Source organism: Treponema sp. UBA785 (assembly GCF_002297065.1).
Lineage (GTDB): Bacteria > Spirochaetota > Spirochaetia > Treponematales > Treponemataceae > Treponema_D.
Genome location: NZ_DBJD01000014.1, coordinates 1 through 9,588, shown reverse-complemented (window position 1 = coordinate 9,588; position 9,588 = coordinate 1). Strand labels below are relative to the sequence as shown.

General features: G+C 37.5%; 11 protein-coding genes. 10 read left to right on the top strand and 1 reads right to left on the bottom strand.

The window, feature by feature from the left end; translation table 11 throughout:
* Nucleotides 1-230: 230 nt before the first annotated feature.
* The 7 genes from B2X33_RS01165 to B2X33_RS01135 all read left to right on the top strand — a co-directional run bounded on the left by B2X33_RS01165 (nucleotide 231) and on the right by B2X33_RS01135 (nucleotide 5,908).
* Entirely contained in the window at nucleotides 231-515 is a 285-nt protein-coding gene (locus tag B2X33_RS01165) for an HPF/RaiA family ribosome-associated protein (protein WP_296024961.1), read from the top strand.
* A 224-nt stretch (nucleotides 516-739) separates the two neighbouring features.
* Nucleotides 740-1,726, top strand: coding sequence for an HPr(Ser) kinase/phosphatase (gene hprK / locus B2X33_RS01160; protein ID WP_296024988.1), 987 nt, complete (start codon nucleotides 740-742; stop codon nucleotides 1,724-1,726).
* A gap of 154 nt (nucleotides 1,727-1,880) precedes the next feature.
* The gene (locus B2X33_RS01155) at nucleotides 1,881-2,147 is read left to right on the top strand and encodes an HPr family phosphocarrier protein (protein ID WP_078931373.1); all 267 of its coding nucleotides are present in this window, start codon (nucleotides 1,881-1,883) and stop codon (nucleotides 2,145-2,147) included.
* Nucleotides 2,148-2,328: 181 nt separating this feature from the next.
* Entirely contained in the window at nucleotides 2,329-2,949 is a 621-nt protein-coding gene (gene lexA / locus B2X33_RS01150; RefSeq protein ID WP_296666936.1) for a transcriptional repressor LexA, read from the top strand.
* An 18-nt stretch (nucleotides 2,950-2,967) separates the two neighbouring features.
* A complete protein-coding gene (gene holA, locus B2X33_RS01145; RefSeq protein WP_296666934.1) occupies nucleotides 2,968-3,984 on the top strand; it encodes a DNA polymerase III subunit delta in 1,017 nt (338 codons plus the stop codon).
* A gap of 140 nt (nucleotides 3,985-4,124) precedes the next feature.
* Nucleotides 4,125-5,204: a hypothetical protein gene (locus B2X33_RS01140; protein ID WP_296666932.1), complete on the top strand. Its 1,080-nt coding sequence runs from the start codon at nucleotides 4,125-4,127 to the stop codon at nucleotides 5,202-5,204.
* Nucleotides 5,204-5,908: a LysM peptidoglycan-binding domain-containing protein gene (locus tag B2X33_RS01135; RefSeq protein WP_296666930.1), complete on the top strand. Its 705-nt coding sequence runs from the start codon at nucleotides 5,204-5,206 to the stop codon at nucleotides 5,906-5,908. The genes B2X33_RS01140 and B2X33_RS01135 overlap by 1 nt, the downstream gene beginning before the upstream one ends.
* Before the next feature lie 54 nt (nucleotides 5,909-5,962).
* On the opposite strand, the gene B2X33_RS01130 is transcribed toward B2X33_RS01135, so the two are convergent.
* On the bottom strand, nucleotides 5,963-6,529 hold the full coding sequence (locus B2X33_RS01130) for an NUDIX hydrolase (RefSeq protein ID WP_296024977.1): 567 nt from the start codon (nucleotides 6,527-6,529) through the stop codon (nucleotides 5,963-5,965).
* 192 nt (nucleotides 6,530-6,721) lie between these two features.
* Between B2X33_RS01130 and B2X33_RS01125 the strand changes: the two genes are divergently transcribed.
* The 3 genes from B2X33_RS01125 (at nucleotide 6,722) to B2X33_RS01115 (ending at nucleotide 9,168) form a co-directional block, all read left to right on the top strand.
* Nucleotides 6,722-7,546, top strand: a complete 825-nt coding sequence (locus tag B2X33_RS01125; RefSeq protein ID WP_296666928.1) for a cytidylate kinase-like family protein — start codon at nucleotides 6,722-6,724, stop codon at nucleotides 7,544-7,546.
* Nucleotides 7,543-8,340 carry a hypothetical protein gene (locus B2X33_RS01120; RefSeq protein WP_296666926.1) on the top strand — a complete coding sequence of 266 codons (798 nt, stop codon included), beginning with the start codon at nucleotides 7,543-7,545 and terminating at the stop codon, nucleotides 8,338-8,340. The genes B2X33_RS01125 and B2X33_RS01120 overlap by 4 nt, the downstream gene beginning before the upstream one ends.
* A gap of 189 nt (nucleotides 8,341-8,529) precedes the next feature.
* On the top strand, nucleotides 8,530-9,168 hold the full coding sequence (locus B2X33_RS01115; protein WP_296024985.1) for a CDP-alcohol phosphatidyltransferase family protein: 639 nt from the start codon (nucleotides 8,530-8,532) through the stop codon (nucleotides 9,166-9,168).
* Nucleotides 9,169-9,588: the final 420 nt, after the last annotated feature.

Sequence of the window (9,588 nt, the reverse complement as noted above, 5' to 3'; positions counted from 1 at the left end):
TTGGAACCCCGGAGTTGCCGGAACGGCAATGAGCGGCTAGCGAAGGGTGGAAAGCCGGTTTTTGCGGCAACTGGACGGTTTAGCCGAAAAACTTTTCTTTTGAGAAAATTGCGCTCCAAAAAAATCCTTAAAATTAAATTTGTCTTATTTAAAAAGCCATATTATACTTATTTCTAGAGGGCAGATTTAGAAAAATAAATCCGCTGATTTTACATCTGGAGGAAACTACTATGACTAAAAATGTATCAGCTTCATTTGACCTGGAACAGAAACAGACGGAAATGATTGACAAAAAACTTGAAAGAATTAAATATGCGGATGACCTTATAATTGATTTGACGGTCCGCGTAAAGCACGAAAAGGAATATTCTTTCGATGCAACTGCCAATTTCCGTTGGGGAAGTCAGGCTCATGTCAGTGCTAAGGATTTTGATTTTGGTGCTGCGCTCAACAAAATGATGGACGTGCTTGATACAAAAATCAAAAAGGAAAAAGATAAAATTCAGGAAAAATAATGTTTAATTCAGTTTACGCACAAAAGATGTGTGTTTAAGTTGAATATTGAAAATTTTGTAAAATTTCAAACGCCGTCTGACGGTTGATAAAACTTTTGGACGGTGTTTTTTTGTCTTTTTTTCGTTAGTTTTAGTCTTAAAATTTTTTTATATTCAAAAAAAATATTTGCAAAAAAGATTTTTTTGTCTTGAATACTATCCTTATTGTTTGTATAGTAATGAATATGGATAAACCGTTTACAGTTCTCGATTTGCTTGATATGGATTTAAAAGGTCACAATGCCCTTGATTTGCGGTGTCTTGCTGGTCGAAAGGGGCTTAACCGTACAATTTCGGTGCCTGACATAAACCGTCCTGGGCTTGAGCTTTCTGGTTTTTATGATTCTTTTGACTGTGATCGGGTTCAGCTTTTTGGGCATGGAGAAACGGCATATCTTTTAAAACTCAAAAAAGAAAAAAAATCTTCTTCAATAGAAAAATTATTTTCTTATAACATTCCTTGCGTTGTTTTTACGCATAGCCTTGAGCCAGATGAAGTTTTTCTGGAAATTGCAGAAAAAAATGGCTGCGCAGTTTTGCAGACGAGTCTTGAATCTTCTGAATTTTCGATGCGGCTTTTGCGCGTTTTTTCAAATGTTTTTGCTCCAAAAAAGACATTGCATGGAGTTCTTGTAGAAGTTTACGGTATCGGAATCCTTCTCATGGGACATTCCGGCGTTGGAAAATCTGAATGTGCGCTTGAGCTTGTTGAGCGCGGGCATAGGCTTGTTGCGGATGATATTGTTCAAATTCGTTGTGTGAACGGAAACTCTGTTTTGGGGCAGGGCGCAAATACTTTTATAAGCCACCATATGGAAATTCGCGGTTTAGGAATTATAAACGTAAGCCAGCTCTATGGAGTTGGTTCAATCCGCGAGCAAAAAGAAGTTCAGCTTATCATCAAACTGGAAGAATGGGATCAAAATAAAATTTATGACAGAATTGGTACTGATCAGACGAGCACTGATTTGCTCGGAGTAAAAGTTCCTACAATCGAAATTCCTGTTCGCCCTGGAAGAAACCTTCCAATTATTATTGAAGCTGCTGCGATGAATGAACGCTTAAAAGCGATGGGTTATAATTCTGCAAGGGATTTTAATCAGAATATTCTAAAATGGATTGAATCCGGAGAGGCACAGACCGCTTATTATGGTTCTGACGACTCTTACTAAAATTTATAAAGAGAAGTTGCCTGAATAGTTTTTATTAGCGATTGTTAAGCTGTTGAAATAGCCATGCTGCTTATATTATAAGGTGTAAGTTTTTTTCAATAACTCAATTATTGCAAATTTTACTTATTTGACAGCTTCTTCAAAGAGGTCTTTTATGACAGAAAAAATTTTGACAGTACGCAACCGTGCTGGAATTCACGCTCGTCCTGCTGCCTTGATTGCGCAGACAGCAAACAAATTTGCCTGCGAAGTTACAATGATTAAAGATGATGCTGAAGTAAACGCAAAATCAATAATGGGTGTGATTACAATGGCTGCGGCCTATAACACGAATATTACTCTCAGAACGGACGGTGCTGACGAAGTTCAATGTGCCGATGCTATTGCTCAGCTTTTTGATAAAAAATTTGAAGAAGAATAAAGAGATTTTCGAGTTTTTCGAAAAATTTCTGCTTTTTTAGCGAATCAAGGAGGAGATGCAAGGTAAAAAATGCCTAAATCCTGGCTGTTTTTATCTTTTATTAGTTTTTTGTTTGTTGAAAAGCAGAAAAAAGGTCGAAATCGAAAATTATATTTTTTATTGGCTTTTTATGGGAGGAAAAATGAAAGAACTTACAGAGCGCCAGCGTGAAGTTTTGAATTTTATTTCGGTTTTTTCAAAGGAAAATTCTTATCCGCCGACTGTTCGTGAAATAAGCGAGCATTTTGAAATTTCAATTCGGGCAGTGCAGGATCATATTGCTGCTTTGCAAAAAAAGAATTGTATTTCGATTAAACCGAAAAGTTCCAGATCTATCCGCGTTATCCGTAATGACAGCAGCGATGAAAGTATTCCACATCCTGCTTATATTGGGAAAGTTCCTTTGCTCGGTACTGTTGCCGCAGGAAAACCTCTTTTGAGTGAAGAAAATTTGGACGGTTATATAAACCTGACAGAGCCTTTTATTCGTCCTGGAAAAAGCTATTTTGCGCTTCGCGTTCGTGGTACAAGTATGATAAATGCCGGAATTCTCGAAGGAGATCTTGCAATTATTGAACAGTGCGAAACTGCTGTTGACGGACAGATTGTTGTTGCCGTAATTGATGATGCAATCACCTTAAAACGCTATTATCGCGAGTCAGACAGGATAAAGCTTCAGCCAGAAAACCCTGATTTTAAGCCGATTTATGCAAAAGATCTGCGCGTTGTTGGAATTCTCTCGAATATTGTTCGTACATACTAAAACTGAATAAATTCTGCAATGTCGGCACCGATTTATCTTTATACCGGACCTGAAGCCGGTGAAAAAAATGATCAGATTCTCGCATTAAAGGAAGAACTGCGCAAAAAAATAGGCAGCAGTGACGATTTTGTTTATTACGGAACGGATTTAAATATGAGTGATGTTGTTGCGCAGTTGATGACAGAATCCCTTTTTATTCCTGCGACATTTATTACAATCCGCAATGCCGAACTTGTAAAAGACAAAAAAGACATTGATATGCTGGCACAGTGGGTTCAGACTGTCGAAAAAACAAAAAAAGAAACGACAGTGCTGGTTCTTGTGTCTGACGAACTAAAAGTAGATTCTAAGCTTGAAAAACTTGTTCCTGCTGCAAATAAAAAAATTTTTTGGGAGATGTTTGAAAATCGCAAGGAGCAATGGCTGTATTCTTTTTTTAAGAAAAACGGTTATGTCCTTGAGCCAGACGCTGCGGCTTCTATTTTGGAAATGGTAGAAAATAATACTGAGGCCCTCAGAAACGAATGCAGCCGCTTTTTTATGTGTTTTGAACAGGGGCATTTTGTTACAGCCGCCGATGTTGAACAGATTTTGGCGCATAATCGTGAAGAATCGGCTTTTACACTTTTTGGGGCAATGGTTGAGCAGGATTTGCCTCAAAAAAGGTTTGAAAACTGCCTGGAAATTCTTCAGAAAATTAGGCTGTCAAAAAAAGACAGCGATGCCGTTGTAATAATTGCGGGGCTTTTATATTGCTTTAGAAAACTTGCGCTTTGGCAGTCGTTGCATGCGGCAGGTTCTCCAAATGAAGCTGAGTTAAAGAAAAATGGCTTTGCTTCAAAAACTGCACGGTCTCAATATTCTTCGGCAGGCAGAATTTGGACTGGCGGGCAGGTTGCCGCGATTGTTGCTCTGCTTTCAAAAACAGATATTGATATTCGTTCATCTGGAACAGCTTTTCAAGATACTCTACTATCTCTAATGATTTACGAAATTGTAATAAAAAACGGCGCTTATTGTTCTGAATACGAGTAAATGAATGTTGCTCTATGCCGATAACTTAATTATAATTATTGTGGATTTTGGATTATAATTTTTTACTATGAAAAAAAATTAAAAAAACAGAAAGATGATGAAATTCATTTGTTTTTTTTAATTTTTATTTGGAGGAAAAATTGAAAAAGTTAATTTCAGCGCTTGCATGTATTCTGACTGTTCTTTTTGTAATTTCCTGCGGTTCAACTCCAGAAGCTGAGCCGGAGCCGACTGTAAAAGATGCGGCAGAGGAAATTAAAAAGGATGTAGAGGAAACTGTTGACTTCTCAGCAGCAAACAAATCTCTTCTTGCCTTGACGGAAGCTGCACGACAGAGCTCAATCGAATTTGGATCAGAAAAGTATTTTCCTGATGGATTTTCTGTTGCAGAAACAAAATATACTTCTATAAAAAACAATGTCGAAACAGATTCTTCAAAAGATTATTCTGCGGAAATAAAAGACCTTACTGCTCGTTATAATTCTCTTGCTTCTGCAAGTCAGGCTGCTGCCTTAAAAGAAAAGGCAGACGCGCTTTCTCTAGCAAACGAAAATCAAAAAGCCTACGACGATGGAAAAAAGGCTCTTGAAGAATATTCTGCGTTTGGAGCAGACAAAGACGGAGCAACTCTTCTTGCAAAGGCAAATGAAGCGCTTGCCGCTTACAACGATGTTGTAAATAAAGGGCTTAAGGCAAATGCGGCCCGCGAAAGACAGTCTGCGCTCGAAGCAAAAAGAAATGCTGACAAAGTAAGAGCCGGTGTTGCAAAAAAAGAAGAATACAAAAAAGCTTCTGAAATTTTTAAGAAAGCAGATTCTTCTTATGTGACAGCGAATATCGAAGGCGCATTTAACGGATATAAAACTGCTAAAGAGACATATTCTGCTTTGTACGAAGAAATTAAAGAAAAACGTGCTGCTGCGCAGGCTTTAATCGATGCAGCAAAACAGAAGGTTGCTGATTCTGAAAATTATGCGAAAGAAGCAGATTCAATTGCTCCTCTCGAAGGCGTAGTTGCGGGAATTGAAGCAGAAGATGCAGTTCTTCTTGAAGAAGATAATTTTGCTAATCCAGAAGATGCGGTAATCAATGTTGAAGATGGTACAACTGCAAAAACGGCAGAAAAAGTTGCGGAAACTGCAATTGCGGTAGAAAATGTAGCCTCAAATGCTGTTGAATCAGTAATCCAAAATTCACAGAATACATCGGAGGCTAAATAATGAAAAAAAGTATTACAGTTTTATTGGCGGTAATTTCGGCCTCTGTGCTTTTTGCCGTAAGTTATAAAAATAACACTTACCAAAAGCTTGCAAACGAATATACAAAAAAGGCCCAGAATGCTTTGGATGCAGGAGATTATGTTCTTGCTGAAGAGTATGCGAAAAAAGCAGAAGAAAATGCCGCTCTTTCTCAAGCATATATTCAGAAAATGCTTGCAAAATCGGAAGCTGATTCTGTAATGAAAAACGCGTCAAAACGTCTTGATTATGCAAAATCAATCAATGCAGATAAAAATTTCTCAATGGCATATACAGCCGCTCAAAAATCTTATGCAAGTGCAGATGATGCTTACAAAACAGAAGATTACACGACAGCTGCAGCCTATGCAAAACAAGTGTTAGAAACTCTTGCCGATATAAAAGAGATTACACCGCTTCCGCAGTATTATATTGTTCGTCCGTGGGAAGAAACAAAAGACTGTTACTGGAATATTTCTGGCCGGTCTTATGTTTATAACAATCCTTTGCTTTGGGAAAATCTGTATCAGGCAAACAAATCTAATATGCCAAAACCAAGCGATCCAAACTTGATTATGCCTGGAATGAAAATGGAAATTCCTAGTTTGACAGGCGAATATCGAGAAGGTGTTTATTCTCCTTCAAAAAAGTACGACGGCTATTCTGCCGTAAATGCTGAAAAATAAAAAATGCGTAAAAAGGCAGAAAATTTTTTATTTTCTGCCTTTTTTGTTTTAAATCTAAAAACTTCCAGAATCTTCCGCCTGCCGGAAAAGCATTAGCGCGCTGCACATAAGAGCGTGAGGCATTTGCGGAGTTCCCATTTTTTCGTAAACTTCGCTTTTTGGCATTTCAAGGTAATTTAAATATTCGTCAGAATCTAAATTTTGAGAGCCGGTTTCTTTTAAGTCAAAGGCCGCAAACACGTGAAAGTGGTTTGTCATAAAAGCCGGGTTTGGATTTATTTTTCCAAGATAGAGCATTTTTTCTGCAGCACAGCCGGTTTCTTCTTTTAATTCGCGGATTGCTCCTTGAAGCGGAGATTCTCCGTCGTCAACTACGCCGCCCGGAAATTCAATGCTAAGCGCTTTTTCTCCGTGCCGCCACTGCTTGACCATTATAAAATTTTCGTTTTTGACAGGAATTACTGCAACCCAATCTCTTGAGTCAATCGAAATGTAGCTGTGTTTCTGACCGTCGCTTGCAGTTGCCGGTGTCTGGCAGACGGTTGCTATCGGAGTTTTTAAAAGGATTTCTTTTTCGCCTTCTGTCCATACGAGCTGTGAGTCGCTGAAAGAATTTGCCATAGTTTTTTTTCCTTGTTTTGATAAAATTTGTAATTTTTTTGCAATTTTTTAAAGTTTTGACTTAAAACCGAGTTTATTTTATTATATTTAAAGTGATAAAAGTTTAAAGGGAAAAAAATCGTTCAAAATTAAATTTTACAGCATTTAAAATTGTTGAATTTTTAGCCCTTGCAGTTTTCCAATGGAGGATTTATGGCAATAATTACTTTTTCTAGACAGGCGGCAGCACTTGGAGATGAACTTAGTCAACTTGTTGCTAAAAAAATGAATTACACATTTGTTGGTCGTGAAGATTTGGAAAAGAAAATAGTTGCGCTTGGATTTCCAAAGGAAAAACTTCATAAATACGATGAAAAGACGCCAGGATTTTTTGCTTCTCTTGCAAAAGACCGCGATGAATATCTTGATTATTTGCAGACGGCTGTTTTGGAAGTTGCTGATGAAAACAACTGTGTAATTGTTGGCCGTGGTTCTTCTGTAATTCTTAATTCTGTTCAAAACCATTTTTGTTTTAGAGTTTTGGCTTCAAAAAACGACCGCATCCAGCGTTTGAACGAACTTCTGCAACTTGACGAAAAGCGGGCAGAAAAAAAACTTGCGGTAGCAGATAAACAGAAGTCTGGTTTTTATAAAAGCTTTTTTAATTGTCAGGTTGACGACCCGACACTTTATCATGCAGTGATTAACACTTCGGCAGTGGACTTGGATGCTGCCGCAGAAATGATTGTTGCCCTTGTCAAAACTTCAATTACCCAGAAAAAAGAAGAACTTGGACGTTTGCGTCTTGACGAAATGCTTGTTTGTCAGCGAATTGTAAATATGCTGATTCTTGAATATTGCCTGAATATAAACTTCTTGCATGCAACTGCACGCGACGGAAAAGTAATATTGCATGGAGTTGCAGATTCTACAGCGATTGTTGAGCGCGCTCTTACAATTACTCAGGCTGAACTTCCGGAATACAAGGTTGAATCTGCGATAAACGTTGTTCAGGATTTTAAGGCTTATCCACAATGAGTTTTTACGCCTGTCTTTCATTTGCAATAGTAAGTTTATGTCTTGGCGGAGTTGCTGGCTGCCTTTTTTGCGTAGCTTTTGCCAAAATTTTTCATAAAAAGTTTTTAAAAGCGAGAATTTCCGTAGTTTTTTTGCTTTTAAGCGTTGTTGTTGCGTTTGGAGCCGGCGGCTTTGTATTTATTAAAAACCCATCTTTTGAGCTTTCAGCATTTTTGACGGAAAAACTTTTCTTTTTCGCTCTTTTTGCCGCCGGCTTTTTGGGAGCTGTTTTTTGGAAAACTGTTTTTCCTGTTTTGATTGCATTTTATATTGCGCTTTCGGCTTTTACAGGAATTGCCCTTTATTCTGAATTTGGAATTTTGCCGGACAACATGAGCGTTACTTTGAATAAAACTTTTATTGAAGCTGGGAAATCGACTTTTTTTGTAGATTCTCCGGAAAATAAAAGTCTTGCGGTTGAAGTTTATGTTTTGCCAAAAAAACTTTTGCTTCCTCTGCCACGGGTTTGGTATCGCGTAATCGGGACTGTTGATTTTTCTTATATTGATGATGGAAAAAATATCCGGCTTTCATCTGAGTTTTCTGGCGATGTTTTGTTAGACGAAAATTCAAAAAATAGCCAGAAAAATTCTTTTTTTGCAAGGCACTTAAGAAATTACATGGGATGGGTTTTAAAAACTCGCAAAAACCTGCTTGTTCCGCTTCCGCAGAATGAGCTTTTGCCTTCTGTTTATACGCTTAAGTTTAAGAGAAAAACAGAAATCCTTTCGTGCAGGCTTGAAAAAAATCTGTAGCGGAATTTTTGCTTTAAAGTTAAATTTTTGCGTAAGGCTATGGAACCCTTGCAAGGCAATCCGCCAAAGGCGGACGAGCGGACAGCGAGGGGTGGAACAGCCGGCGGCAGCTTGTTGCCGATACGCCTGTATTTTTACAGCTTTTTTTATTACTTGACTTTTTAACGTCTTGTCAGAATACTTAGAAATATGAAAGTTTCTAATAAATTTACTGTTGCCCGGTTGATTTTTGCACCGATTTTTTTCCTGATTTATAATATTCCGATTTGGACTGGCAATAAAAATCTTGCGTTTATTTCTGCCTGTGTCATGATTCCTTCTCTTATTGTTATGGAACTGACGGATTATTGGGACGGACATTATGCGCGAAAACACAACGAGGTAAGTGATTTAGGAAAACTTTTTGATCCGTTTGCCGATGTGATGCTCAATTTGACGGTTTTTATTTCGGCACTTAATTCGTTTGACCCAAAAATGGGCTCTTATATGCCGGTTGTAATTTTTGTTCTTATTATGTACCGCGAGTTCTGCCAGAATTTTTTGAGAATGCTTGCGATTCGTCAGGGCGTTGCAATCGCTGCCCGAAAAGGCGGAAAGGTTAAGACCGTTTTTTATATAATTTCTGGATTTTTTATGCTTGCGGCCGAGAGTTTTATTCGTTTTGGGCTGGTTGAATTTTGCGATGCAAAATTTGGCATTGATTTTACGGCCTTTTATCCTTGTGCAAAAATTGCAATCCAGGCTTTTTATGTTGTTTGCCTTGTTTTGAGTTACACTTCGTTTGTTGATTACTTAAAAAAATTTGGTTCGGTTTTTAAGGATATGTAATTTTTTTTGAATTTTGAGCACCTGTTTTTTTGCAGGTGCTTTTTTCGTTTTAAATGGTTTTTCTTTATTTTTGAAGCTTTTGGAGCGCATTTTTTTGAAAAGATACAATTTTCTCGTACTAAGGAAAGTTTTTATTTTTAACTTGCTTTCCACCCTTCGCTAACGCTCATTGAATCTGCGGTTTCACTCTGTTTTACCGCAGATTCAACTTCGGGGTTTCAATCAAGGCTATGATTTAGTTTTTCAGCCGGCGGCAACTGACTTGAAAAAAATAAGGAAAAAAAAGATAAAATATAACAAAATCTTTATGATAAATTTTGAAAAAATAAAAAGTCCGATATTGACGAATTTTTATCTGTATGTTAATATATTTTTCGTTGCGAGATAGCGACTTAATAGGTTCTTTGAAAAGAAAAATCA